This window comes from Streptomyces corchorusii (assembly GCF_001514055.1).
GTDB lineage: Bacteria > Actinomycetota > Actinomycetes > Streptomycetales > Streptomycetaceae > Streptomyces > Streptomyces olivaceoviridis.
Genome location: NZ_KQ948355.1, coordinates 176,668 through 202,603, shown reverse-complemented (window position 1 = coordinate 202,603; position 25,936 = coordinate 176,668). Strand labels below are relative to the sequence as shown.

The window sequence follows — 25,936 nt, the reverse complement described above, 5'->3', positions numbered from 1 at the left end:
GGCGGTGCCGTTCGTCCGGCCCCGGAGGAGTGTCATGTTCCGCGCGCGTCCGATCCGGTCGCTGCCGGCCGCGGCCTTCGTCCTGGTGGGCTTGGCGGCAGCTTCGGCGACCGCCCAGGCTCAGGGCTCGCCCGCCGGCCTCCGCACAGCGGTCGTCCAGGCCCACGGTTCGGCGGCCGGCACCCACGGTTCGGCTGCCGGCCGGCCCGAACCGCTGCCGCCTGTGCGAGTGTGCCAGCCGAGACCCCATGGGAATCGGGCGGCCTGTCTGCCGAGTGGGCATTCGAGTGCTCCCCCAGCCCGGTCCTGCCGGAGGCCTCGTTCGAGGGCGCGGTCGACTTCCACTTCAACCATCCCGGCGTGGCCTTCACCTTCGCCTCGGGCGACAACGCAGGCGTAACGCAGTACCCGGCCGCGTCCCCCTACGTCACCGCCGTGGGCGGCACCACGCTGACCCGTGCGCAGAACCCTCGCGGCTGGGCAGAAAGCGCGGGGAACGGCACCGGATGCGGCTGTTCCCTCTTCGCACCCAAGCCGGCCTTCCAGCACGACACCACCAGCGCCAACCGCACCACCGCCGACGCCTCCGCCGTCGCCGACAACTTCGCGGTGTACACACGTTCCCCTTCAACGGCTCCACCGGCTGGTTCGTCGTCAACGGCACCAGCATCTCCGCCCCCGCCCACCGACCGCATAGAGGCGGGCAGCAGGCCACGGACAACCCACCTCGACAGATGGTGAAGGCACCTCATTTCGTTCGGCGGTCCGCCACCAACACCCGTGACAGCCGAGCCTTTCAGACCCTCGCGGAAGGCATCCCGCCGATCCGCTCACGCCGCAGGCTGCGACGCCGACGCCCGGCCAAGCTGCGCGCGGACAAATGACTAGGACTACGACTGCCCCCATCTGTGTCGATGGTTCGCACGCTCGGCACCAGCCTCCGCACTGCTCGCCGCTGCCCCGGCGTCGTCCCGGCCGGGGCGGCGCCGGGGCGCTGGTTCGCTAGAGCGCGAGGCTAACAGCTCACGTTCAGCGGGCTGTTGGGGCCGCCGTAGCTCTGCTCGATGTAGCCGGGCACCCCGGTCGTGGTGTCGGTGATACGCCACCAAACGGTCTCCAGCGGCCCCTTGGTGGAGCAGTACACGGTGACCTTGTGACCGATGTACCCGAGCCCGTTCACGTTCGCGTCGAGGCTCGGCGCGTTGCGGATCCTCACGCCGTCCACGTAGAAACGGCCGGACACCGCGCTCAACTTGGCGGAGGCGGCAGGCGCACCGCTCGACGGGTCCGCTCCGACGTCCGCCGCCGCAGTGCCGGTGAGGGCGAGGCCCAGGACAAGCGACGCTCCGAGCACGCCGATGGCATTCTTGCGCATGTGATGTCCTTTCAGAGTCTGATGCGGGTGTGACGTTTCGTGCCGAGACGGCAGATGCGTTTCTCGCTGCTTATGCGGCTGCTTACGCGGGGTTATGTCGACGCACTCCGCGACTAGCAACTGGTTATGTAGCCCGGGGGAACCGACACTTTGTCGACCCTGATGTACGGGCTGTAAATCCACCCGAATTTGGTGTAGTACCAGAGACTTCCCGCAGTGTTCGTGTACTTGCAGTAGATCTCCACCCCGTTGTTGAGGGACCGGTGGTCGGTGACCCGGCACTCGGCAGCGGGGCCGGTGTGAACGGCTGCGCGGTCCTTGATGATGGTGCCTTCCGCGTGGACCACGTCGGGTCCTTCCCAGCCGCAGTTCGCCTGTACGGCACGCGGTGGCGACGCCGCCGGAGCCGACTGTGCGGCCTGGGCGGGCGTGACGGAAATGCCCAGGGCCAGGACAGCACCTGCGGCACCTACGACCGAGTACGTCCAGCTCGATTTCATGCTCCGCCTTTCTCGGGCCTGACGCGTTGGTGGATCGCCGTGCCGGCCCTGGCCGGGCAAGCGCCCATGACTCCCCCCTGGGCCGGGCCTCCCGCCGTCCTCTGCGCGGGGCCGGCCGGCGACAACAGTCCGAAGCGTCTCAATGGCGGTAGGCAGGAGCAACCTGGTAAGGCGTTCGCGAATCTTCGGAACGTTGCTCACCAGCGTTCCGAACATGGCCGAACACTGCACCTGATTGACGAGTTCGCCCGAACCGCGTGCCGGTGCCGGCCGCTACCGTGGAGCGATGCCACAAGGACGAGAGAGGAACAGGGCCGAGGTGCCGCCGGACGCACCGCAACCGGAGCAGGCCGGCACTCCGGAGGAGTTCACAGCAGCGTTGCGCGCGTTGCGGATCTGGAGCGGGTTGACCTACCGCCAACTGGAGGGGAAATCCACGGCTTCCGGGGACGCCATGCCCGCCAGCACGATCGCCACCACCCTCGGCCGCAATACCCTGCCCCGGGAGCCGTTCGTCGCGGTGTTCACCCGCGCCTGCGGGCTCGATGAAGCCGACGTCGAGCGGTGGCTGGACGCTCGCCGACGCCTCGCCTTGGGCCAGGGGCGACTCGTCCCCCACGGCGGCGGCACCCCGTCCGACACGGGCGTGGACGCGGCGCCGGGCCCCGCGGATGGCCCCGACCATCCGTATCCGGCTCGCCGGCGTCACTTGTTGCACCTGCTCGCGGCGGCATTGATCGGCGCAGGAGCGGCGCTGGGCGGGCACGCGCTGCTGTCGGGCCTCGGTGGAAAGCACGAAACGGCGCGCGCGACATATCCGGTGCAGGGATTGTCCATTCTGGCCGTGGGCAGTTGGGCGCAGATCCACCCCGCCCGCACACCACACCTCTGCCTCACCGAGGGAAGGGACCGGACGCACCGCTACTCCACGGCCGTCGCAGCCCAATTCCCGTGCGCGAAAGCAGACCGACCGCGCACCTACATAGAGCCCCTCGGTGACAACGTCGTGCAGATCCAGTGGCATCACCCGAAGTACGGCATCGGGTGCCTCACCCTTCTCCGCGACGGCCCGGGCCGCGATCTGGTCGAGCCCCGGGACGACTGTGCCGACGACGACCCCGCACAACAGTTCCGCGTCGAACAGATCGGCCCACCGGGCGCGGCCCATTTCCTTCTGCGCTCCGTCGCCACCCGGCAATGCCTTTCGCTCCGCGACCAGGACACCGAAGAGGGCACGGAAATCGTCCAGGGCCGCTGCTCCGGAGCGCGCGACCAAGAATTCCTCATCGCCCTTGTGCCGCCCCCATGAGCGCCGGCCGGCAGCCGGTGTCTGGGCGTGACGGAGTGAGTGAACGCGCGCCGTACCCCGCCGACTTGGATGCCGTTTTTATGGCGTGATCGTTCTTGGAACCGTGCATGACGGAGCTGGTTGAGCGATTAGTGCCGGACGAGTTATGGGTGCTGTTCCGACAGGTGGTGCCGCCGACGGAGGTGAAACGCCCGCAAGGTGGTGGCCGGCGACGGGCCGGGGACCACGAGGCTTTGGCGGCGCTCTTTTTCGTGGCCGCGTCGGGCCGCACGTGGCGGCAGCTGTCCTAGGTGTTCGGCCCTGCCTGGCCCACCGTTTACCGGCGCTTCGCCCAGTGGAGCCGGGAGCGGGTCTGGGCCAGGCTGCACCGGGTCGTCCTGGACGAGCTCGGTGCCAGAGGGGCTCCGCCACCGGATCGCTCGTAAAGGCACCGAGTCCTCGATACGGCTGGGCCGTCATCGCTGGGTCGTCGAGAGAACCGTGTCCTGGCCCGCCGGATGCCGACGCCTGCACCGCCGCTACGAGCGCAAGGCCGAGCATTTCCTCGCTTCCACCGGCATAGCTTCCGCCCTCATCGGCTACGCCGACTCAGCAGCTGAGGCGGCTCAAGCCTGCTGTGTCGGTGGCAACCCATAAGGTGCGGGCAACGTCTCCAAGGAGGAGGTCCCGTGGGGTTTTCAGGTCACCTGGTCTTTGCCCGTAGCAAGCGTCAGCTGCTGGAAGCACCCGTGTTCGACAGCATCAATCAGGAGCTGAAGGACACCGTGCATGCATGGTCGCCCCGACCGGGCGGTTGGCAGACCCTTCAGTTCGAGCACGGACTATGGGAGGACGAGTACCTGTCCGCCCTGGTCGGATGGACCGGCGCACCGGCCTGCGTCGCAGACGTCTCTGATAGCGACATCGCCCTCGTGACCGGCTTGGGAACCAACGGGCAGCATTGGCAGGCGTGGCTCAACCTGGATAACGCCGCGGCACTCCTCACCGAGGAACCAGAGGACCTGGACGACGTGAGCCTGTGGGTGGGCACACCCGCGTTCAACGAGGCGGTGAGGCACAAGCGCGCGGAGCTCGACGTGAATGTTCCAGCCGACGCTGAAGGCGCTCTCGTTTGGGCTGCAGCGGCTGGCATCCCAGCCACAGCGCAGCAGCCCCGGATCGAAGAGCTACTGCGCTCGCGGGAGACCTTTGCGGAAGACCTCTTCAGCGCGCTACTGGACGAGTTGGGCTTTCCCCAGGCCGCCCAGCCCTCACCGGAGCCATAAGAAACGGCGACTTACCGGGGGAGCAGCAGGATCATCGCGGAGGAGAGCGCAGGAAGGCGCATCACCCACCTACGCGACATCGGGCCGTGTCATCAGCGGCGACCGCACATGCAACGCCAGACTCGGACTGGTCAGCGGCACGAGGTTCCACGTCGCCGTCGCCGTCCCCGCGTCGGCGTCGACCGACAGCCCTTCACCAGGTCGCCTGGCTCCAGCCGCCAGGCCTCGGCAAGGCTGTCGGTGCGGTGTCCGGCCGTCATGGACAGCAGGTGGTGAACGGTGAGGCGGCGTCCCTGCTCCGAGATGTCGTCCGGAACGTGGTCGGGCAGCACGTCCACCACCCGATCGTCCAGTGAGAGCAGCCCGTCGGCGATCGCGAGCCCCACGGCGACCGAGGTGAACGACTTGGTCAGCGAGTAGAGAAAGTGCGGGCGTTCGGCCGAGTACGGTGCCCACCAGCCTTCGGCGACGACGTGACCGTGGCGAACGACCATGATGGAGTGACATTCGACGGACAGTGCTTCGAGCCGATCCAGCAGCGCGGTGATCGAACGGGAGGACATCCCCGAGGCGGCCGGTGTCGAGCGCGGCAGCAGGGTGCGCTGAGAAGTCATCCGGGTACCGTAGGGGAATCCACCGGGCTCCAGCGATCCAACTGTTCATCTCAAACTTGAGCTGCCCCCGCGATCCCGATGCCGGCGATCTTGGTCGGCAGGTAGTGCGGATGCGTGCTGTTCATGTTCCGGACGAGGACCGGCAGAGCAGGAGCACAAGGCACCCCTACCCGCGACCGCGACTCTCGGAGATCCGCGAACCCCTGCCTGGTGGAACGGTCTTGGGGTTACCATCACCGTCGATGGGCCGCCTGTGACCGCCCGGGAGCGGGTTGGCCCGGCGAACCGCGGAGGAGGGTCAGTGAGTTCTTCGAGTTCTTCGGAAGAGTTCCAGGAGATCGGCTTGTCTGCTGCTCTGGGTGCGATTCGCCGCGAGTTGGCCGAGGCCATGGCGGAGGCAGAGCGTGAGGGCGGCCCGGTGCGCCTGGGCGTCAGCTCGCTGGAACTGGAGCTGCAGACCACCCTCACCCGCAGCAGCGACCTCAACGGCGGGATCAAGGTCCACGTCATCTCGGCCGGGGGCAAGCGCTCGCACACCGACAGCGCGGTGCAGACCCTGCGGATCCAACTGGACGCCCGCACCACGGCAGGCACCCCGGTGAGGACCAACGACCGGCTGACCCAGCTGCCGCGATGACGGGCGGGCCGCCGGCCTCCCGGGCCGCCGTCGAGCCCTCCCGCGTCGCGCGCGTGGCCGTGTACGACCCCCGTCGGGAGAACTACGCCCTGGGCACCGGGTACCGCATCTCCCACCGGCTGGTGCTGACCGCCGCCCACGTCGTCGAGGGCGACGGACACGTTCTGGTGGACCTCGACGGCGACGGCGAGTGGCCGCGCGCCGAGCGCGTGTGGCAGGACCGCGAGGTCGACGTCGCGTTGCTGCGGTTCGAGTCGGCACCGGCCGCCACGGTGACACCCGTGCACCTGGGCCGGGTGGACGGCACCGTGGCCGACCGGGTGAGCGCCGACGCGCTCGGCTACCCCGTCCACGCCCTCGTCGTCGACGACCTCACCGGACACCAGTACCGGGGCAGGCAGCACGTGCGCTGCCGGATCGTCACCGCCGCGAGGGGGCGCCCCAAGACCCTGCGCCTGGAACTCGACAGCACACCGGACCCCCACGCCTCCGGCGACAGCCCGTGGCGGGGCATGTCGGGCGCCGCCGTCGTCACCCGGGACAGCGGGCTGCTGGTCGGGGTCTTCCGCGAGCACGTGCCCGCGATGGGCGTCAGCGCGCACGATGCCACCGACCTCGCGGCCATCGACGACCCCCGGTGGTGCGAGCTGCTGCGTGAGGAAGGCATACGCCCCGAACCGCGCCCGGCGCCACCGGACGGCTGGGACACCACCGGCGGCCACCTGGCCCTCCACCACCAGCACCTGGCGGACCTGGCCGGCAACGAGACGGTGTTCACCCGGCACGCGCTGCCCTTCGTGGACCCGGCCCCCGAGCATCCGGCGACCCCCGCGCACATCCTCGCGAAGCTCGGCGAACTGGCAGGGGACGCCCTGGCGCCGCTCGGCGTGGTGCTCACCGGCCCGGCGGGCACCGGCAAGAGCCGGATCTGCCTGGAGACGGCCCGGCTGGCCGATCAACAGGACTGGCTGGTCGTCCACCTCGACGACGACGTCCCGCTGGACGCCGCCTGGTCGTGCGTGCACCCCCTCGCACGACGGATCCTGCTCGTCGTGGACGACATCGTCTCGCTCACCGAACTCAGCAGACGCGTCGCGGACCGGCTGTGCTGGGCCGCCGACAACAAGGGCGTCGAGCTGGCCGTACTCGTCGCCGCCCGGACGACGGCCTGGCGCCGGCTCCGGCTTGAGCCGTTCTTCCACCGCGTCGAAGTGCCCGCCGACCCGGCCTACCACGCCGGCGTCCGACGCGCCGCGGTACGCGCCCTGGCCGGCCCGGCGGTCCGGCAGATCGGGGAGCGCCGCACGATGCGGCTCTGCGGCGGGCCGCCGGCGATGGCCTTGCACCTGGCGCACCTGCGCGGTCTGCAAGCCGCCCGCGGCCAGGACCTGCGTCGCGCCGTTCCGCTCCACGCACGCAGCGTCACCGTGTGGATGGGTGATGTGCTGGACGAGGAGGGCCTGGCCGGGCCCGGTGTCCGGTCGGCGGCCGGCCTCTGGGACGAGGAGCCGCCGCCCTCCCGCCTCCTGATGGACTCCGCCAGGGCCGTGGCCGCCACCCCCTGCACGTTCGACGAGCTGGCGGGTGTCCTCGGCCGGGACACGGCGCAGCAGTGCGCCACCGAACTGCGCCTGAGGGGAGTGCTGGAAGAACGCGGTCGCGAAGTGCGCATGACGCACGGCCTCTTCGCCGACCAGATGCTGGCGCGTGCCCTGCTGAGGGCGGACGAGGCGACCGTGCGCCACGAGTCCCTGGGAGCGGTACTGGACACGGGCCTCGCCCATCCGCGGCTGTTCGGCAACGTCCTGCGGGCCATCAACCAGCTCCACGACGCGCTGGGCGAGACCCGGGACGAGTTGCTCCCCGAAGCCGTCGGGCAGTGGTTCGGGGAGGCGGACGGAGCACGGACCCTGCGGGCCGGCGAGCTGATCGCCGCCGACCCGCAGGGCCGGGCCCTGCTCACCCTGCTGCGCGGCAGGCCCGGGCAACACCTCGCCCAGCGGTTCCCGCAGCAGATCGTCGAACCCTGGCTCCGCGCCAACTACCTCCACTCCGAGGCCCGTCACGCCCTGGTGGCCGTGCGGTCCCACCTCGACGCCTCCCGCAGCCTGACGTACCTCATGGGCTGGATCGACAAGAACGCCGTGCTTCCGGAAGCGGCCTACGTCTTCCACCACGCGGTTCCCGCCGCCGACGCGCACCCGGCCTTCAGCGAGTGGACCGTCGACAGCATGTACGAGTACCTCACCCGCAACTGGGACCGCATCGAGGCCTCGCGCGTCTACGACCGCCTGCTCGACACCGCCAAAGGGCTGGCCCTGCCCGAGGGCGACCCGCGCGCCCCGCAGGTGGTCGGCTGGGCCCTCGTCTGGCTGCGCCACCATCCCGGCAGGCCCGAAGCGGGGTACTTCGCCCCCCAGCTCGTGCTCCGGCCCGAACTCACCGGACGACGACTCGCCGCCACGGCGCAGTACCTGCTCGACACCGTGGTCCCCCGAGACCCCGGCCACGCCAGCTACTCCCTGGAGCCGCTGCTCAAACGACACCGGTTGCGCCGGGACCTGCCCCACCCGGTCTTCAAACGGACGGTCAAGGACGCGCTGGCCTGGCTGGAGGACGAAAACCTCGGGCTGCTCGCCGAGGCCGCCTACGTACTGGGGGAACTCCTGCGCCGCGAGCTGCCCGGCCGCGACGACGCTCCCCGTGCCGCGCAGTGCGCCCTGCGCTGGCTGGAGACGCGGGCGACCCATCCGGACGCCTGGCGGGTCCTCACTCCGCTGCTCACCAAGGTCCGCAAGCCCCCCGCACGCGCCGAGGCGATGCTCACCCCAGACGAGTGCAAGGAACTCGCCGACCACGCGGTGGCCTGGCTGCGCGAGCCCGGTGCGGAACCCCGCAACAAGGTCAGCCTGCTGGGCGCGCTGCTCCGTACCCGGCTCCTCGACGACGACGAGGTACTGCCCCACCTCGCCAGGCAGGCCCTGGCGCTGTTCCGGGAATCCCCCGTCCCCACCACGGCCCGCAGCCTGCTGCCACCGCTCCTGGCCAAGGATTCACTTCCGGTACAGGACAAGGACGCCGTGTTCGAGGCCGCCTTCGACTACCTCCGGCACTATCCCAGAAGCGAGCACACCAGCTATCCGCTGACCGTGCTCGTCTCCCGTCACGGCCTCACCGAGCAGCGGTTCCGGGACGTCATGACCGCCACCCTCGACTGGATCGACGCCCACCCCAGACAGACCAGCGCCTTCCGGCTCCTGGCCGGCGCGCTCAGCAGCCCCTCGGCAGGGGCGGCCGAACGCAGCAGGCTGGCCGGGCGCGTCATCGAGATGCTCTCCGCCGAACTCCTCGCCACCGAAGCGCAGCACCACCTCACCAAGCGCCTCCTCAAGCACCGGGACGAGATAGTCCCCGAATGGAACCGCTTCGTGGCCCGCGCCTGTCAGCTCCTGGCAGCCGCCGGCTTCCCCCCGTCCGGCCTGACCGTGCTGAGCCCGATGCTCAAGGGCGCCGACCGGCTGGACCAGCCGACGAGGGACGCCCTGTGCGCGACCTGCGCCGCCTGGTGCGAGGTCCGCCCCCTGTCCTCGACCGCACTCACCCTCCTGCGCACCGTACTCACGAGCCGCCCGCTCTCCCCGTACGCCCGGCGCACCCTCTCCGCGGCCGGTTGCCGGATGATCTCCCCGGACACGGCGCGCAAGCAGGAGGGCGGCGGACTCCTCCTCGAACTCCTGCGGCAGGGCGACCTCGCCGCCGTCCCGGCGGCCGATGCCGACGGCGGGTCACCGATCGAGAAGGTGGTGCGCGTCTCGCTCGACTGGCTGGACGCCTGGCCGGAGGACGACCGGGCCAATGCCCTGCTGCACCAGGTGACGTACAGGCTGCGGCACAGAGCCGGCACGCCGGCCAGGCCCCGCCCCGGCACCGCCCAGGGCCGGGACGAGCCGGCCGCCGCGCAGGCGACGGAACGCGCGATCCACCACTGGGAGACCTGGCTGGCCGCACACCCCGACGCCACCCAGCCGGAGCGCGCGACCGCGGAGGAACACCTGCGGCACCTGCGGGGCATGGTGCGCGGGTAGGGCGGCACCGGCGGGGCATGGTGCCCGCGTCAGGGCGCCCGCCGCCGTACGGCAGGGGGCGCCCCACGCTGCGACACGCCCGGCGAAACCGCGGGCCCACCGTCGACGGCCAACGCGTCGCGACGCGCACGCCGTACGGCCGTACTCCTGCTCAGCGAAACAGAGAGCGACCTCGACGCCCACCTTGCCCGTCCGGCATCCCACGTGCCGTCATCGCTCGCGTCCGCCATGTCGCTCACCGTGCAGGGCGGAGCCGCCGGCGAGCAGGATGCCCAGCGCCGCGTAGTCCGATCCGGGGCGGTGGGCGGGCATGAACACCTCCAGCCGGTCCCCTTGGGTGCGGTAACCGGCCTTCGTCGCCCGGGCCGACAGGGCTCCGTGGCCGATGTGCTCCGCCAGCCCCCGCACATCGAGCCGGACACCGATGCCTGGACCTGCGGAGACGAGGGTGATCCGGGACCAGGGCACCGCCCCGGGGAAGGGGGCGAGCGTCAGGCCCTCATCGGTGAAGGTCAAGGCGCCCCAGTGGAAGGCGCCGCCCGCGCCGAGCTCGTCCAGATGACGTTGCGCGAGGGCCGCGGCGACGGCTTGCGTCGCGGTCTTGACGAAGCGTTCACCGGTGTCGGGGGTCGCCTTCGAAAACATCCGCCAGAAACCCGACTCCTCGCGGACCTTGACGTAGTCCAGGCCCCTGACACGGATCCGGCCGCCCGCGTACGGACGGATCACGGTCTTGAGCACGTCGTGCGAGTGCGCCAGGTTGAAGTGGACGGACACCCGGGTCGACCCGACGGACGCGATCTCCTGCCACGTGTACCGCAGTGTGCGACGCCCGGGCCGGCGCAGCTCGAAGCCGTGTTCGTACTCGCGGATCCGGATCCGGGTGTGCCGGACGCAGAGGGCGACGCACACCGCGCCCGCCCCGAGTACCGCCCAGAACGCGAGGCGGAACGAGGACTCCTCGTCGTAGTGGTCACCGGCGAGAGTGCACAACACGATGAACGAGATCACGAGCGGGACCAGCAGCGTCAGGGGCCTGCGAGGGAAGGTCCCCTGATAGGTCCACACCCGCTCTCCCAGCCATCCGGCTCGCTCCCGCCCTGCCACCGCGCCTGCCGACAACGCACACCTCGCATGATCGTCCGATACCGCGTCGCCGAGTCTGCGGCGGGCGGGCGCGCGGGGAAACGGGAGAACTACTCAATTCCTGCGCGGCTACGGTGTCGTGCCGTGCCGTGCCGTGCCGTGCCGAGCCGTGCCGGTGACGTGCCGCCGTGCGTCCGTAAGATGGCCGCTCATGGAAAGGGGGCCAGCCATGGGGGCGTTCGTCGGCCTCGGCGGCGAACTGACATCGCTGATCGGGCGGCGGACGGAGACGGCCCGGATCGCACGGCTGCTCTCCGGCGCACGTCTGGTCACACTCAGCGGGGTCGGCGGCGTGGGCAAGACCCGGCTGGCGCTGCGCGTCGCGGCGGACGCGGCGCGCTCCGCCTTCCCCGACGGCGTGTACGTCGTCGAACTGGCCGCCCTGCGCGACCCCGAGCAGCTCGCCCCGAGCGTCCTCGGCACGCTCGACGTGGCGAACCCGGGGCGCCCCGGCGCCGACGCGACGGCCGCCCTCGTCGCCCGGCTCTGCGAGCGCCGCGCCCTGCTGGTCCTGGACAACTGCGAGCACCTCATCGACGCGTGCGCCCGCCTGGTCGACGCGCTGCTGCGGGCCGCCCCCGGGCTGCGCGTCCTGGCGACCAGCCGGCAGCCGCTCGGCATCGCGGGCGAACACGTCTTCCCCGTGGAGCCGTTGCCGGTGCCGGCCGCGGACCAGGGGCACGGCGTACGCGCCCTGAGCGACAATCCGGCCGTCGCGCTGTTCACCGACCGGGCCGCCGCCGTGCTGCCCGGCTTCACCGTGACCGAGTCCGATGCCGCCGCCGTCGCCGAGCTCGTACGCCGTCTGGACGGGCTGCCCTTCGCGATCGAGCTGGCCGCGGCCCGCATCCGGAGCCTGACGCCGCACGAGATCCTGGAGCGGCTCACGGACCGGTTCGCGCTGCTGACCGGGGGCAGCCGCGTCGCCGCCGACCGGCAGCGCACCCTGCGCGCGCTGATCGACTGGAGCCACGAACTGTGCACGGAGCGCGAACGGCTGCTGTGGGCGCGGGCCTCGGTGTTCCGCGGCGGCTTCGACCTGGAGAGCCTCGAACGGGTCTGCGCGGACGCCGAACTGCCGCCCGCCGCCCTGCTCGACACCCTCGACGCGCTCGTGGTCAAGTCGATCGTCAACTGCCGCCATGAGTCCGGGCGTGCGCGCTACCACATGCTGGAGACGGTACGGGAGTACGGGCACGAGCGGCTGGCCGCGTCCGGCTCGCTCGACGCCATCCGCCGCCGCCACCGGGACCGGTACGCCGAACTGACCGCACGGGCCGGGCAGGAGTGGTTCGGTCCCCGGCAGGTCGACTGGTTCACGCGGCTGCGCCTGGACCACCCGAACCTCCGTGCCGCCCTGGAGTTCTGCCTGGAGCGGCCCGGACAGGCACGGTCCGGTCTGGCCCTGGCCGTGTCCCCCCGGCACTACTGGATCACCGCGGGTCTGCTGTCCGAGGGCCGCCGCTGGCTGTCGCGGCTGCTCGCCGCCGACCACGCGCAGCACCACGGCGACGACGCGGCCGGCCCGGGTGCCGCCCTCCGCGTACAGGCCCAGGTCACCGACACGTATCTGGGCATGCTGCAAGGCGATCCGGAATCCGATGTGCGGCGCGCGCTCGCCACGTGTGAGGCGGCGGCGCGACGCGGCGGCCACCGGCGGGAGTCGGCGTGGGTAGGGCACCACCACGGGATCCTCGCCATCTGGAACGAGGACTTCGCCGACGCCGCCGAGCTGTTCGTGCGGGCGCGCGCCGAGTTCCGCGCGCAGGGCTGCCTCGACGCGGCCCTCGAATGCCGGGTCAAGTTCGCCATCGCGCACGCGTACGGAGGTGACGTCGCCGCGGCCGACGAGGCGTGCGGCGAGGTCGAGGCGGCTGCCCGCGCGCACGACGAGTCATGGCTGCACGGCATGGCCCTGCTCGCCCGCGCCCTGCTGGCCCGGCGCGCGGACGCGCCCGTCGACGCGATCAAGAACGCCAGGGCGGCCATCGCCCGGCTGCGCCCGTTCCATGACTGGTGGGACGTGGCCATGTGCGTGGAGGTCATCGCGTGGAGCACCCAGGACGCCCCGCGGCGCGCGGCCCGGCTCCTGGGCGTGCTGCACATGTTGTGGGAGTCGGTGGGCGGGCGACTCGGCTCGGCACCGTTCATGCGCGCGCAGCACGTGCGCTTCGAGGCCGCGGTACGGGAGGCGCTGCCCACCGCCGCCTTCGACCGGGAGTTCCGCCGCGGCGCGCGCGCCACCGTGGACGAGGCGATGGCCTACGTACTGGACGACGCGGCCGGGGTGCCGGGGCTGACGCGGCGCGAGAGCCAGGTCGCGGAGCTGGTCGCCGAGGGCCTCACCAACAAGGACATCGCGGCGCGTCTGACCATCGCCCAGCGCACCGCGGAGAACCACGTCGAACGCATCCTCGGCAAGCTGGGGTTCACCTCGCGCACGCAGCTCGCGGTATGGGCGTACGAGCGGCGCGCCGAACCCGCAGGGAGCTGACGGCGCCCTCACGTCCCACCACGCGGGCAGCGGCTGGTGCGAGACGGCGCCCAGCAGCCTGGACGGGTGATGCACCCCTATGGACGGGTGCGGCGGATCGCGTCGGCGGCCATGTCCACCCCGGTGGGTGACCGCGGCAAGGAGCTGCTCGTCCCGCGAGCAGCCTGGCCGGCATGAAGCCCCCAGGCCACCGAACGAACGACCCGGCGAACGTTCCCGGCCTCCGGCCACACATCAGCACGGCTCACCCGGGTGGGCCCGACTCGGGGGCGGCCGTCGCGGGGAGGCACTCCACATGTCTGTGATCTTCTTCGACGTCGGGGCGACCCTGGCGGATGCCCGTGTGGAACCCGACGGTTCTCTGACACTGCGCCCGCGACCGCGCGTCATGGCCGTGCTCGACGCACTCCACGACGTACGCACCGGCATCATCTCCGACCCCGGACCGGACGCCGGTGCCGCGTCACGCGCCGCGGCGGCGCTGCACGAGGCGTTCCCCGGCCGGTTCACGGACGAGGCGCTCGTGCACTGGGGGGCGAAGGACGGCCGAGGCATCTTCGACCGGGCGGTCGCCGGCGCGGGGGAGGCCACGGCCGGCGACTGCGTCTTCGTGGGCGACGACGCCCGGGAGCGCGCGTTCGCCCGCGAGGCGGGGATGCGCACGGCGGCCGACCCGGTGTTCGCGCGCGCCGCGACGGAGCACCGTCCAGTGCACCGGGCGTGGGTCGAGGTGCCGGACGGCCGCGGCCTGCCCGAGCTGACCGCAGCCGTGAACGACACGGAGGCCGTTGTCGTGCGGAGCGTCTCCGAACGCCTCGTGCTCGCGATGGTGACCACGCGGGGCGCCGAAGCGCTCGAACGCGCCGGGTTCCCGGTGGACCTCCAGGAACTGGTGGACGGCGCACCGATGGACGACGCCGAGCGCCGGGCGTCCGAGAAATTCATCAATGATCTGCTGGCGCGCGGCGAGGCGGTCTACGAGGGCGAGGAGCCCACGCCGCGAACGACACACGTCGTCCGACGCGAGGACGACGGACGGCTGACCGTCCGTCGTCTGCGCTTCCGCTGACCCGGCCGACACTCAGTCGAAGCACCGCCGGACCAGGGCGAGCCCCTCACCGGCCGCGCTCCGGGTGACCTCGTGGGTCTTCAGCCGGAACGGGCTGTCGTCGACGAACGCCGCGGCGGTCCGGTGCTCCTCGGGCACGTGGACGCGGCCCCGCCGGAAGAGGTCCTCAAGGTACGACGTGGCGACCTGCTCCGGGTCGGCGGGCCGCACCGAGCCGCCTGCGGGGTCGGAGCTCGCGATGCCGAAACGCCGTTCCTGCGCCGGGGCGGACAGGGTGAGGGGCTGGGTGATGCCGTACGACGTCCCGTGCACCGTGACGGCCGTCAGCCCCTCCTCCTCGCTGCCGCCCGGCGTCGCCTCCGCCATCCCGGCGCCCCGGCGAGCCACCTCGGGCTCGGTGATGGCTGTGGCGGCCTCCAGGGAGAGGATGCCGTGACGGATGAACGCCGAGCGCATGGACGGGCCGTACCTGCCGCCGTTGCGGCGCTGGTCGGCGGCGATCATGTGACCCGCGACCTGCGCGTAGTAGGCGGACACCACGGGCGCGGCCACGACGGCGTCCACGAGCAGCTGTCCCGCGATCTCGGCCGCCGTTGCCAGGCCGGCCTGGTCCTGTAGGTCCTGCTGGCGGAAGATCCCCGCGAGGATCTTCAGGAACGCGCCGCTGAACACACGGGAGAACGAGTGCGGCTCGCTGGACAGCGTGTTCGCGGGCCCGCTGGGCGGCAGGTGCACCGGGTCGCGGTAGAAGAAGCTGTTCGCCATGTTGCGCAGGCAGTCCGGGTCGACCGCGTTCGGGTGGCCCTGCCGGATCGCGGCGCCCAGTTGCTCGGCCATCCTCGACACCCGCGAGGACAGCTCCAGGTCGCTCTGCGTCTCGGCCAGTACCGCGATCCTCAGCGGTTCCAGCCGCAGCGAGGTCAGCAGTGCGCTGATGTCGCCGAAGGCTTCGTGCAGGGCGGCCGTCTCCGCGCTCGCGGCGTTGAACAGCTGGGGGCGCAGGGCGTCGAGGACCGCGTGCCCCGTCTCGTGCGCGACGATCTCGGGGCTCTCACAGGCGGCGACGGTGACCCCCGCCACCGTGCTGCGGAAGAACCACAGGCCCTTGCGGTCGTAGAAGGCGTTGAGGTCGACTCCCGCGTCGAGGTGCGCGGTGAGGGCGCGGCCGGCCGTCGGGTGCCACTGGGTTCCGGTGGGAACCAGCGGACCCCAGGTCTGGGCGGCCCTGCTGAGGGCATCGGCCGCCACCCAGTAGCGGAACGCCTCGGTGCCCGGCCCGGCACCGTCCGGCTGCGGCGCGGCGTCCGCGATGGCCGTCGGGAACGGCTGCGTGTCGAGCTGGGGAACGGGATGCGGTACGGGCATGTTGACCCGCGGAGGGAATCCCGGGTCGTCCTCGTACACCAGAACCGTAGGGGTCGCTGTCTGTTGCTGCACCGTCATGGTGGCTCCCTGAGAGGGGAGAGGTTGCAGATGATGGAAGTTGACGGGGAAACCTTTGCCAGGAGCCCGTCGTGTTCAGTACGAGGCCGCGGCGGCCCCGCGTCAATTCGAACAAGGCGGGTGGGTCCCCCCGGTCGGTGGGCCGTGACGGCCGGACAGCCGGTTCCCCACGGCCCAATGGCCGGTGCGCACTGCCTCAGGACCGGCCGAATGAGATGACCGCCGGACGAGTGACGGAGCCGGCGGAGACGCTACGGCCACGAGGTGATCGTTCGCCCTGACCCGCTCCACGGCAGGAGCGGCCTTGCCGGGGGCCGACGCCGATCGTCGAAGGCGCATGCCATCCGATGGCGTGCGGACATCACCCGAGCGGCTCACCATGCGGAGACGCCCACGATGAACCCGTTCCCGGACCCGCACCGAACGTCGTCGGCGCGGTCGTTTCGATGCCCTTCCTCAGCGCCGGTGCCCGCTTCACTGACGACGAGTGCGTGGCTTTCCATCGTTCCCGGGTTATGCGCCCGTGCGGTGCGGCTGCGCCTACAACGCGTGGTCCGACACTTGCGCGACGCCGCGCGGAGTGGCGGACCCACGCCGAGCACCGCGCGGCACAACAGCGCGGGGCTCGCACTCACCGTCGAGATCCGCCGTCAACGCGTCGATTCATCTGGAGGCGGGCGGCTTGGCGAAGGCCTCACCGGCCGGACGGGCAGCCTCGCGACCGGTGAGACGGCGGGCGCCAGCCGACGCAGAAGGCGGCGGTGACAACCGTCCGGGCCGGTTGAAGCTGAGAAACGACGGCGGAACGCCGTGGCCGAGGCCTAGGGTAGGTGTGTTCGCCGCTGCCGGTCGGGGCGGTGGGGCCGTAGACGGTGACGGCGAAACTCCGGGTCTCCTCGGGTAAGGCCGACCAGCTCAGCTGGGGCGAGGTGTCGGTGCCGGCGCCGAAGACACCGCTCGCCTGAGGAAGCGTGAGCACCCCGCCGCCGATCACCGGGGCCCGCCGTCACAACCGCAAGGTCGGACCGACTGTGCCGGACGAACGCGCCGCAGTCGTCAGTCCAGTGGCTTGATGGTGCCGGTGAGTGCCAACGGGGTGCCGTCCGGCAGGGTGATGCGCGAGTGGACCACACCGCGCTCGAAGTCCTCCAGATGAGTGATGGTGGCCCCGGACTCCTCCTTCCAGGATATGAGGAACACGTCAGGCCGGATCTCCACGGCGGTGATGGCCACTGTCTCCACGTAGCCGTCCGGCACCAAGCTGCCGCCGGCGACGACGGTGAAGGTCATACGTTCTTCGGATTCGAAGTGCTCTTCCAGGGTCAGCTGGCCCAGGTCGACGAAGTACCGGCGCTTGGTCATCCGCTCCTGTGACATGACATACCTTCCTGAGGGGACTCATGTGGTTCCCCATCAGGTTTTCTCAGGTCCGGCACGCGGCCATCCGTCATCCGACCTACGACTCCGCATCGCCGGTCCGGACTCGGGCGGCGGTCGGACGTACCGAGGTTGCCCTGACCCAGGCGTCCTCGGCCCGGGAAGCCGAGGGCCCGTGGACTACCTCCATTTCCTGTGGGCTCAGGTCCTCCACACGGTTCTGGATCCAGTACAGGTTGCCCAGCGGATCGCGTACCCGCCCGACCCGGTCTCCGAAGAACAGGTGGGTGACCTCGGTGATCAAGGTGCCGCCGGCCGCAACGGCGTGACGGTGCGCCTCAACGCGGGGGGTGACGCTAACTCCCATCTGGGTCAGTCGCGGTCCTAGAGGTCCTGGATATCCAACCGGTCCGTGTCGCTGCACAGCACCCGCGAGCACCGTCACCTGGCCGGCGCTGGGCCGCCGTCGGCGGCCTCGAAGCCGGCACCGTGTTCGTCCTGGTGACGATCGCGGGCGTCTTCATCCGTCTGCGTCGCCTGTGGCGCTTGGGGAGGGTCCATGGTGGTGCCGTCAGGATTCCGCCCGAAGGCGGCCTCTAGAACAGCGGGGAGGTCTGTCTCGGGGACCGCGGCGCGCACCTCCGCGAGGACATGAGGGAATGTGTCGTCGTCTATGACACCCATGTGTTCCTGACGGAGCCGATGAATGATCTCGACGAGTTCGGGCCTGAGCTGCATCCAGGCACGGGAGGTGCGGATCTCTTCGTCGACCTGGTGCATGAACCAGCGCATGACCTCGTACGGAACTTCCACGTGCGGCTCATTCGGGTTGAAGCACACCGTCGGTTCCCGGGCGGGATCCTCGTCGGGGACGATTGCGGTCACGAGATTCCGTTGCCCGGCCACGAGGTCCAGTTCCAAGTACCAGGCGTCATCGGGCACGGAGTACATCGCGGTGATCGTGTAGTCGCCGTCGGGGTGCCGGAAGGTCATGGCCGCATGCTGTCACGCCGGCCAGGAGGCGTACCCCTCGCATTACGCAACCGGTTCCGGAGCCCGTACGAGAATGGCGGCGGAGTGGAGTGCTGCCTGCCTTGGTAGACGATGGCGAGCTTGCCGGTCCGCACGGCCAGGCCCCGCCACTGCTTGAGTCGTTCGATACATCGCTCGACTGTGTTGCGCCGCTTGTATGCCGCGGCGTCGACTCCGGACGGGCGGCCACCCGTCCCGTACTGCGAGCCCCCGCCCGGAGAGCCCCCGCCGTCCGGCGAGCCGTCGGACGGGGACCGCGCCTCCGCCTCTTCTCGCTCAGCTGGTCACCGCGCACTGCCCGCGGTCCGCGGCCTTCGGTCCCTCCGCGGTGGGGCGGACGTCGAAGTCGAAGATTCCGGTCGGCAGGTAGAGGGAGCAGCAGGCGTTCGGGATGTCGACGATTCCGCTGATGCGTCCCTCGATGGGAGCCGCGCCGAGCAGCAGGTAGGCCTGTTCTCCCGTGTAGCCGAACCGCTTCAGGTACTCGACGGCGTTGAGACAGGCACGGCGGTAGGCGACCGTCGCGTCCAGGTAGTAGTTGGTGTCGGTGTCGTGGTCCACGGAGATCCCGATGAACGACATGAACTCCGTGTACCGCGGTTCGACGTTGCCCGGCATGAAGACAGGGTTGGTGCTGATGCCGTACTTCTCCATGCCGCCCTTGATGAGATCGACATGGAAGTCTATGTAACCGCCCATCTCGATGGCGCCGCAGAAGGTGATCTCACCGTCTCCCTGACTGAAGTGCAGATCTCCACCCGACAGCTTGGCGTCCTTGACGTGGACGGGGTAGAAGACGCGCGACCCACGGGTGAAGTTCTTGATGTCGTGGTTGCCTCCGTTCTCCCGGGCGGGCACGGTGCGCGCCCCTTCCTGGGCTATGTGTTCGGCATCGGATCCTGTCGCCTGACCGGCGAGGGCCTGCTCCGGGTCCGGCGTGAGCCCCAGCGGCGGGATACGGTCCGGGTCCGTGTCGACCAGGGCCTGTTCTCGTCTGTTCCACCGTTCCAGCAACTCCGCGGACGGCGCTGTGCCGAAGAGGCCGGGGTGTGTGATACCGGTGAAGCGGACACCGGGAAGGTGCCTGGACGTCGCCACCTGCCCGTGGAATTCCCATATCGCCTTGTAGGCGTCCGGGAAGTAGTCGGTCAGGAATCCTCCACCGTTGGCCTTGGCGAAAACACCGGTGTATCCCCAGCCCTGACCGGGGGCGTCCCCGACCTGTTGTGGTACCGGCCCGAGGTCAAGGATGTCCACGATCAGCAGGTCACCCGGTTCCGCGCCTTCGACACCGATCGGCCCGCTGAGCATGTGGGCCCGTTTGAGGTCGACGTCGCGCACATCGTTGGCGGAATCGTTGTTGCCGATCTGCGCGTCGGTCCACTCGCGGCATTCGACGCGGAACTCGTCCCCCGGGCGGACCATGGCAACAGTCGGTACGTCCGGGTGCCACCTGTTGTGTCCGGGAACGTCCTGGTCACGCATCGACCGGGACTGATCGACGCTGAAGATCACTTCAGGCATGTCAACTCCTAGTGTTGCTCCCGATGCTCCGAGTGGCGGGTCAGCCGTGGCTTCCGGCCGGATATCCCGAGGTGCCGTAGTCCTGCACAGGCCCGCGGGGAGCCCTGCGGCGGAGTACGAACCACAGGGCGGCGAAGGTCAGTACGCCGAAGGCGCCCAACGCGATTGCCGTCTCGTGGAAGTTCTCCGGGACCCAGTAACCGGTCAACAGCAGGAATGCCGGGATGACACCGGTGACCCAGCCCTCGATCGCGGTCACCCAGCCCACATAGGACGTCAGCGACTCGATTTTCAGCCCCAGCAGCAGGAAGAAGAGGAACCAGAGGAACGCCCAGTAGAGCCATATCACGCCGAACGGCGGATCGTTCACGAGTCGGAAACTGACGAAGGAATAGCCGAGGGCCACGATGGCCACGAACAGCGAGTAATAACCGACGCCGGTCGTGTCCAACCCCATGAGCAGTCCGATTCCTACGTAGAGGTACGTGAAGCCGAAGAGGAAAATGCCCGACGCCAGCATGATGCGCTTGGGGTCGCCGTTCGCAGCGATGATGAGATATGTGGGTGTGAGGACCTGGAGTCCGCCCACGAAGAGATTGAATATGGCTGCTGCCCGGCTGTCCACCTTTCCCAGCAGCATCAACCCGTTCATGAACAGCACAGCGCCCACGAAGAGAAGTCCGACGTTGGCCAAGAGGACACACCTCCCGATGTTTCGCTCTCGTCGGTGACACGCCCGCAAGCGTTCCTGCGGCCGCAATCAGGTGTGCGCTGTTCCGCGCCATGGCCGCCGGGACGGCGCACGCGCACGCGCCGGACCGGGTTGCCCGTCAGGGCCGGGGAAGCCGGGCGAGCGCCGGATGAGCGGGACTTGGCGCGGCGTTCCTGGCAACTCGCGTGACCACCTCGGGGTTCTCCCGCGATCTCTCCGAACGCTCGCGCAGAGCCGCCACCGCGGGCGGTGTCGAGGTGAGCGCCGGAGAGGAGTACACACGCCGCGCGGCGCCGCTGCACCGCGAGCACTTCCACTGCGTCGGCGCGGTGCCGATCGGCACCTTCACCTCGAACGGTCCGCAGCGGTCGCAGGAATATTCATACGTCGCCATAAAGTCTCCGCCCCGCCGCGCCTGCGGCCCCGGACGTACACCGAGCCGGAGCCGATGGGACGCCGCAGAAGCAGCGTCCTTATTCAAGGCAACCCCCGGGAGGGCGGCGTGTCAAGGCGAGTGGAGGCTGCCGTGCGGGGCTGGCCGCACTTGCTGAAAAATGGCGGGAGCGAATAAAAAGGGAGGCCCGGACGTGCATGCACGTCCGGGCCTCGTCCACGGGGGACAACGTGTTCAATACCGCTTCGAACGAGATACGCCCTCGCTGTACCCGGAGAAAGGCAACGAATCCGAGCCGAGCCCCAGGGAATCCTTCTCAGGGTGCGCCCACGATCGCGCAAGCGCGGCACGGCGGCCGGCCGCAGGTGCACTGCAAAATTCCGTCCAGCACCCCACGGTCGTGATAGAGGCATTCGTCGCGGCATGTGTGACGCGGGACAAAGCCCGCCTGGAGCTCGTCCGGCCAGGGCTCCTCGCCCTCCCGGCAGCGCACGAACCGCTCGGGGTCCGCGGAGTGCAGCTCGTGCATCCTCTCCTGCGCCTCGCCCTCCAGGTCACGCGCCGCGGCGACCATGCCCTTGAGCTGGTCGGCGAGACCGGAGAACCTGGCGTCGCCGGTTCTCACGTGGGCAGCTTTCAGTGCCATGACGGCATTGCCCAGAAACCGCCGAGCATCCTGGATATTGGTGACGTGGTGCAGTTGGATGCCGGTCACGCCTCGGACCCACACGGCGTCTTCGCTCACTTCTTCCGCCTTCCGAGCTCGAAATTCCCTCTGCCGTTGCCGGCGACGAATGCGCCGCCTCTTCCTCACACGCTCCGAAGCGTCTGGAAACAGGGGTCGGCTACTGCCTGAGGAGATCATTTATGAGGCTTGCACACTGTCTGAAGAGGCTAAAGTGCACGATACGCAATAATCCAGCCATACCCTGGTGAACTGAATCACAAGTGCTGATCATTTTTGCGAACGCCGCCATGAGTTCTTGATCAGCGGTATGCGAACCGTGAGCCCGGCTTACGGCGGGACGGCCGACCGGCTGCGGACCGGAGGCGCGCGTCCAGTGGCGGCACCAACTGGAGGCGTGAGAGAACGGGACCAGTGTGAGACTGGGCATGGAAGGGGTGATCCCCGTGCCCGACCCACCAGACACGCCCTCCGGTCCCGACCCCGCCGCAGACGGGCGCCGATGGGAACAGCTGATCACCGAGGCGCAAACGGCCCTGCCGGTCGAACTGCCTGCCCTGGTCGACCGGTGCGCCTCGGCCCTCGGCCTGGGCACCGTGCTGATCTACCTCGCGGACCTGCAACAACGTCTGCTCATCCCCCTCGACGAGGCCCTGGAATCGCTCCCGGTGGACCGCTCGTCGGCCGGCTGGGCTTACCGCACGATCTCCCCGCGGGTGGCCGATGCCGATGACGGCTTGATCGTCTGGATGCCTCTGCTCGACGGTGCGGAGCGGCTCGGCGTGCTCGCGGTGCGCGTCACCTCGCTCGACGGGGTGCTGATGCGCCGCGTCCGGATGCTGGCCCACCTGTTCGCCATGATCATCTCCTCCAAGCGTGCCTACAGTGACTGGCTCGCTGCCCGTACCCGCACCGCACCCATGGGGTTGCCCGCCGAGATGGTGCGAGCCTTCCTGCCACCCCGCACCATCGGCAGCAGCAGGTGCGTCTCGACCGCGGTCCTGGAACCGGCGTACGGCATCGCCGGCGACGCCTTCGACCACACCGTGGTCAAGCACGAACTGCACACGATGATCCTCGACGGCATGGGGCACGATCTGATCGCCGGCCTGACCACGTCGGTGGCCATGGCGGCGGCGCGCAACACCCGCCGCGGCGGTGGCGACTTGACCGACATCGTCGGCTCCGTCGACCAGGCGCTCGCCCAGTGGCTACCCGACCACTTCTGCACCGGTGTGCTGTGCCGACTGGACACGGAGACGGGGGTGCTGCGCTGGGTCAACTGCGGTCACCCCCCACCGCTGCTGATCCGTGACGATCGGGTGCTGGCCGGAGCGCTCGACAGTTCCCCGCAGCCGCCGCTCGGCCTCGCCGGCCCACTCGCCCCGGCAGCCCGGCAGATCCACGAGACGAAACTGGAACCGGACGACTGCGTTCTGCTCTACACCGACGGTGTCGTGGAGGCCCGGGACGCGAACGGTGCGGAGTTCGGTCTCGACCGGTTCACCGAATTCATCATCCACTCCAACGTCGCCGGTCAGCGCCCGGCCGAGGTGCTGCGGCTGCTCATCCACGCCATCTTCGACTACCAGCGCAACCAGCTGCGGGACGACGCGACCATCGTGCTCTTCGAATGGCGGCCGCGGCCCCAGTGACCCGTACGCCCCGGACCCCACCGTTTCCGGTACGGACGGCACCGCGGGGAATCTCGCGGACGGCAAGATTCCCCATTTGCCCCTGTCTGGCGTACAACCTTCCCTTGAGGCGGTCCGTCTCACCCGGCATCAGGGTTCCGCGACCAAGCTCGACCAAGGGGGACAGGATGCGACGGATCAAAGCGGTGGCGGCGGTGCTCGCGCTCGCGGGCGCCACGCTGTGGACGGCGGCGAGCACCGCGGGCGCGGCCCCGGCGGAGGGGCCGCGCGCGGCGGTGGCCTGCCCGACGGGCTGGGGCAGCGGCGCCAAAGGCAGTGCCGCCGTGGGGGCCGATCACCTGGAGGACATCAGGACCGGACAGCACGAGTGCTACGACCGCATCGTGTTCGAGGTGCCCGGCGGCGGCGACCGGATCGGCTACCAGGTGCAGTACGTGGACCGGTTCCACGCGGACCCCTCGGGCGCGTACATACCCGTCGTCGGCGGGGCGATCCTCGACATCCGCGTCGGCGCGTGGAGCTACGACCTGGAGGCCGGCGCGCCGACCTACCCGGGGAAGGTGGGCGAGGCCCTGCCCGGCGTGAACGTCAGCGGGTACAGCACCTTCCGGGACACCCGGTTCGGCGGCACCTTCGAGGGACAGACACAGGTCGGCCTGGGGGTACGCGCCCGACTGCCCTTCCGCGTGATCCAGCTGGACGACCGGGTCGTCGTCGACGTGGCCCACAGCTGGACGAGTTAGCCCACACCCGGCCGGCCAGGGGCGCCACAGTCCTCGCGTCCCTCGCCGCCCGGCCCGATCCTGTGCCACGGATCAGACCAGGCCGGCGCGGTACACCAGGAGCCCTCGGCGACGGCGATCGCCACCTCCCGCTCCGGGGGCGCCAGCAGGTCCAGCATCGCCTCGGCCTCCGCGCGCCGTGTGCGGCGGTCCGGACCGGAATCCGCCGCCGGGGCGGTGACCGCGTTGATCAGCTGTTTGACTGCCACTGACGACAGAACGGGCTCACCGTCCATGACTTTGCGCACGGCGGCGACGATCTGCTCCGGCGGGGTGTGTTTGAGCATGTATCCGGCGGCCCCGGCGCGCAACGCGTCCAGGATGTAGCCGTCGCTGGTGAAGGTGGTGAGGATCAGCACCTCGGGTGGATCGGCGCGTCGGCGCAGCGCCGCGGTGGCGGCGAGCCCGTCCATCCTGGGCATACGTATGTCCATCAGGACGAGATCGGTGTCGTGCGCGTCGACAAGGCGTTGAACGCCGGTCGTGGAATCCCGGCGGTCTGCGTCCTGATCGGCCTCTGCCTGACGGTGGTCGGCGTCATCCGCCTGACGGAGCGCGTGCTCGCACATCTCTCCCTGCTCCTGGGACAGTTCCTCGCCGCACGTGACGTGTTGCCCCTGCTCCTGCTCCTGGAAACGGCCTAGCCCGAAACCGTTCGACGGATGGCGCGGCAGGGTGTACCGACCATGACCGACCCGGCGCTTCCCACGGCGGGCGCACATCCGGGCAAGCGGCACGGCGGCCGACGCAGCCGGGCGGCACCCGTGATGGTGAACGCGGTTGTCCGAGCCCTGCGTTGTCCTGTACCGACGGCGGCGGTGCACCGCTCGGACCGGGGTGGTCAGTCGGCCTGGCCGGTGTGCCAGGGGTGGCCTTTGGCGACCATGCCGTCGGAGGCCCAGCAGAACAGTGGGAACCCGAGGGCGTGCAGCGCCTTGCGGGCTTCCACGATGTCCGGCTTCTCGCCGGTGACGTCCTGGACGAGGTCGCGGACGTAGTGGAGTGTGACGCCGACGAGGACGTACCAGCTTCCCGGTAGCCCAGTGGTGTGGTGGAGGGGAATGCGCCGGGAGGCGGCTGCCTCGACCTGCTCGCGGGTGAACGTGCTCGGCGTGGTAGTCATGTGACCACTCCTGAAACGCAACATCTGTCGAATGGCGTGCTGATGGTACCGATGCCACGGGCATGCCGAACGACGGCGCCCACGCCATGGCGGCCCGTCAGGTGCGACCCGGTGGCACTGGCAACCCGTCGCCTTGCCCTCTGTCAGCGGATCACCGGTGCCCTCAGGCGAACGGCGACAACCCCACGCCCCGTGTCACTCCCGGCAGCTACTCGGCGGTCCCGCCGGTCGTGTCGTCCTCACTCCGCGGGTCAGACCGGTGCGCTGCCGGAGGCACGGAGTAGGTGACCGTTGCGGTGGCGGCCAGGGTGCCGGCGCTGTCGCGGAGTTCGGCCAGGACGACACAGAGGCTCTTGCCGAACTTGGCCATCTTCGCGTGCGTGCGGAGCCGGCCGGGGCGGGGACGGCTGAGGTAGCTGATCTGGAGCGAGCTGGTCAGGGCCATGGGGGTGGGCCGGCCCAGGCGGGCGTTGATGAGGAGGAAGGCCGCCAGGTCGACGAGGGCGGCCTGATCGGGGCCGGAGATGGTGCCGCCGGGGCGGGTGCGGAGACGGGTGCCGTCGGCCTCCATGGTGAGGTGGGTCGTAGTGGCCTCGGTGACGTGGCAGGCGGAGTAGTCCTCGAAGTCCCGCGCGACCATCTCGTTGAGCGCGGCCGGAGTCATCGGGGCGTCGTCAACCAGGGTGGCCGACTCGGTGGGCATGGGGATCCCTTC

Annotated in this window: 23 protein-coding genes and 3 pseudogenes; 10 read left to right on the top strand and 16 right to left on the bottom strand. The window is 70.1% G+C overall.

The window, feature by feature from the left end; all coding sequences use genetic code 11:
* Positions 1 to 231 precede the first annotated feature (231 nt).
* Positions 232 to 741: a hypothetical protein gene (locus tag AQJ11_RS45810; protein ID WP_244218228.1), complete on the top strand. Its 510-nt coding sequence runs from the start codon at positions 232 to 234 to the stop codon at positions 739 to 741.
* A gap of 274 nt (positions 742 to 1,015) precedes the next feature.
* Here AQJ11_RS45810 and AQJ11_RS13775 read toward each other — a convergent pair whose 3' ends face one another.
* Both AQJ11_RS13775 and AQJ11_RS49220 read right to left on the bottom strand, forming a co-directional pair.
* Positions 1,016 to 1,375: an SH3 domain-containing protein gene (locus tag AQJ11_RS13775; RefSeq protein ID WP_059263222.1), complete on the bottom strand. Its 360-nt coding sequence runs from the start codon at positions 1,373 to 1,375 to the stop codon at positions 1,016 to 1,018.
* A 113-nt stretch (positions 1,376 to 1,488) separates the two neighbouring features.
* Positions 1,489 to 1,875 (bottom strand): hypothetical protein, encoded by a 387-nt coding sequence (locus AQJ11_RS49220; RefSeq protein ID WP_159061662.1) that lies wholly within the window; start codon positions 1,873 to 1,875, stop codon positions 1,489 to 1,491.
* A 319-nt stretch (positions 1,876 to 2,194) separates the two neighbouring features.
* On the opposite strand from AQJ11_RS49220, the gene AQJ11_RS13765 reads away from it, so the two are divergent.
* From AQJ11_RS13765 to AQJ11_RS13755, 3 genes and pseudogenes are all read left to right on the top strand, one after another.
* Positions 2,195 to 3,184, top strand: coding sequence for an XRE family transcriptional regulator (locus tag AQJ11_RS13765; protein WP_244218227.1), 990 nt, complete (start codon positions 2,195 to 2,197; stop codon positions 3,182 to 3,184).
* Positions 3,185 to 3,595: 411 nt separating this feature from the next.
* A pseudogene (locus tag AQJ11_RS52670) lies at positions 3,596 to 3,820 on the top strand (hypothetical protein); the annotation flags it as partial.
* Between the two features lie 32 nt (positions 3,821 to 3,852).
* On the top strand, positions 3,853 to 4,449 hold the full coding sequence (locus AQJ11_RS13755; RefSeq protein ID WP_059263219.1) for a hypothetical protein: 597 nt from the start codon (positions 3,853 to 3,855) through the stop codon (positions 4,447 to 4,449).
* Between the two features lie 131 nt (positions 4,450 to 4,580).
* On the opposite strand, the gene AQJ11_RS13750 is transcribed toward AQJ11_RS13755, so the two are convergent.
* On the bottom strand, positions 4,581 to 5,012 hold the full coding sequence (locus AQJ11_RS13750; protein ID WP_244218226.1) for a serine hydrolase domain-containing protein: 432 nt from the start codon (positions 5,010 to 5,012) through the stop codon (positions 4,581 to 4,583).
* 394 nt (positions 5,013 to 5,406) lie between these two features.
* On the opposite strand from AQJ11_RS13750, the gene AQJ11_RS13745 reads away from it, so the two are divergent.
* Positions 5,407 to 5,700, top strand: a complete 294-nt coding sequence (locus AQJ11_RS13745) for a trypco2 family protein (protein WP_244218225.1) — start codon at positions 5,407 to 5,409, stop codon at positions 5,698 to 5,700.
* Entirely contained in the window at positions 5,697 to 9,785 is a 4,089-nt protein-coding gene (locus AQJ11_RS13740) for a S1 family peptidase (RefSeq protein WP_059263216.1), read from the top strand. The genes AQJ11_RS13745 and AQJ11_RS13740 overlap by 4 nt, the downstream gene beginning before the upstream one ends.
* Before the next feature lie 210 nt (positions 9,786 to 9,995).
* On the opposite strand, the gene AQJ11_RS13735 is transcribed toward AQJ11_RS13740, so the two are convergent.
* Positions 9,996 to 10,853: a hypothetical protein gene (locus AQJ11_RS13735; protein WP_244218224.1), complete on the bottom strand. Its 858-nt coding sequence runs from the start codon at positions 10,851 to 10,853 to the stop codon at positions 9,996 to 9,998.
* 229 nt (positions 10,854 to 11,082) lie between these two features.
* Between AQJ11_RS13735 and AQJ11_RS13730 the strand changes: the two genes are divergently transcribed.
* Positions 11,083 to 13,425 (top strand): ATP-binding protein, encoded by a 2,343-nt coding sequence (locus AQJ11_RS13730; RefSeq protein WP_244218223.1) that lies wholly within the window; start codon positions 11,083 to 11,085, stop codon positions 13,423 to 13,425.
* 295 nt (positions 13,426 to 13,720) lie between these two features.
* The gene (locus AQJ11_RS13725) at positions 13,721 to 14,494 is read left to right on the top strand and encodes an HAD family hydrolase (protein ID WP_244218222.1); all 774 of its coding nucleotides are present in this window, start codon (positions 13,721 to 13,723) and stop codon (positions 14,492 to 14,494) included.
* 12 nt (positions 14,495 to 14,506) lie between these two features.
* On the opposite strand, the gene AQJ11_RS13720 is transcribed toward AQJ11_RS13725, so the two are convergent.
* The 9 genes and pseudogenes from AQJ11_RS13720 to AQJ11_RS13690 all read right to left on the bottom strand — a co-directional run bounded on the left by AQJ11_RS13720 (position 14,507) and on the right by AQJ11_RS13690 (position 21,721).
* Positions 14,507 to 15,937, bottom strand: coding sequence for a gluzincin family metallopeptidase (locus AQJ11_RS13720; RefSeq protein WP_059263214.1), 1,431 nt, complete (start codon positions 15,935 to 15,937; stop codon positions 14,507 to 14,509).
* Positions 15,938 to 16,775: 838 nt separating this feature from the next.
* A pseudogene (locus AQJ11_RS50985) lies at positions 16,776 to 16,898 on the bottom strand (YbhB/YbcL family Raf kinase inhibitor-like protein); the annotation flags it as partial.
* A gap of 95 nt (positions 16,899 to 16,993) precedes the next feature.
* Positions 16,994 to 17,314 (bottom strand): MoaF-related domain-containing protein, encoded by a 321-nt coding sequence (locus tag AQJ11_RS13715; RefSeq protein ID WP_059263213.1) that lies wholly within the window; start codon positions 17,312 to 17,314, stop codon positions 16,994 to 16,996.
* Positions 17,315 to 17,755: 441 nt separating this feature from the next.
* Entirely contained in the window at positions 17,756 to 18,307 is a 552-nt protein-coding gene (locus tag AQJ11_RS13705; RefSeq protein WP_059263212.1) for a hypothetical protein, read from the bottom strand.
* An 89-nt stretch (positions 18,308 to 18,396) separates the two neighbouring features.
* Positions 18,397 to 18,537, bottom strand: a pseudogene (locus tag AQJ11_RS52665) (IS5/IS1182 family transposase); the annotation flags it as partial.
* A gap of 85 nt (positions 18,538 to 18,622) precedes the next feature.
* Entirely contained in the window at positions 18,623 to 19,870 is a 1,248-nt protein-coding gene (fmdA, locus tag AQJ11_RS13700; RefSeq protein WP_014670338.1) for a formamidase, read from the bottom strand.
* 40 nt (positions 19,871 to 19,910) lie between these two features.
* A complete protein-coding gene (locus AQJ11_RS13695; protein ID WP_014670337.1) occupies positions 19,911 to 20,564 on the bottom strand; it encodes an AmiS/UreI family transporter in 654 nt (217 codons plus the stop codon).
* A 136-nt stretch (positions 20,565 to 20,700) separates the two neighbouring features.
* Entirely contained in the window at positions 20,701 to 20,976 is a 276-nt protein-coding gene (locus tag AQJ11_RS52660) for an FmdB family zinc ribbon protein (RefSeq protein WP_079082304.1), read from the bottom strand.
* A 316-nt stretch (positions 20,977 to 21,292) separates the two neighbouring features.
* Positions 21,293 to 21,721: a hypothetical protein gene (locus tag AQJ11_RS13690; RefSeq protein ID WP_175252051.1), complete on the bottom strand. Its 429-nt coding sequence runs from the start codon at positions 21,719 to 21,721 to the stop codon at positions 21,293 to 21,295.
* Between the two features lie 368 nt (positions 21,722 to 22,089).
* Between AQJ11_RS13690 and AQJ11_RS13685 the strand changes: the two genes are divergently transcribed.
* Together AQJ11_RS13685 and AQJ11_RS13680 are read left to right on the top strand one after the other, a co-directional pair.
* Entirely contained in the window at positions 22,090 to 23,316 is a 1,227-nt protein-coding gene (locus tag AQJ11_RS13685) for a PP2C family protein-serine/threonine phosphatase (RefSeq protein ID WP_059263211.1), read from the top strand.
* 167 nt (positions 23,317 to 23,483) lie between these two features.
* Positions 23,484 to 24,059, top strand: coding sequence for an AMIN-like domain-containing (lipo)protein (locus AQJ11_RS13680; RefSeq protein WP_059263210.1), 576 nt, complete (start codon positions 23,484 to 23,486; stop codon positions 24,057 to 24,059).
* Here AQJ11_RS13680 and AQJ11_RS13675 read toward each other — a convergent pair.
* The 3 genes from AQJ11_RS13675 to AQJ11_RS13660 form a co-directional block, all read right to left on the bottom strand.
* Positions 24,056 to 24,667, bottom strand: coding sequence for a response regulator (locus AQJ11_RS13675; protein WP_079082303.1), 612 nt, complete (start codon positions 24,665 to 24,667; stop codon positions 24,056 to 24,058). The two genes, AQJ11_RS13680 and AQJ11_RS13675, sit on opposite strands and share 4 nt — an antisense overlap.
* A gap of 272 nt (positions 24,668 to 24,939) precedes the next feature.
* Entirely contained in the window at positions 24,940 to 25,221 is a 282-nt protein-coding gene (locus AQJ11_RS13665) for a hypothetical protein (protein ID WP_058079024.1), read from the bottom strand.
* A gap of 208 nt (positions 25,222 to 25,429) precedes the next feature.
* The gene (locus AQJ11_RS13660; protein ID WP_059263207.1) at positions 25,430 to 25,924 is read right to left on the bottom strand and encodes a PaaI family thioesterase; all 495 of its coding nucleotides are present in this window, start codon (positions 25,922 to 25,924) and stop codon (positions 25,430 to 25,432) included.
* Positions 25,925 to 25,936: the final 12 nt, after the last annotated feature.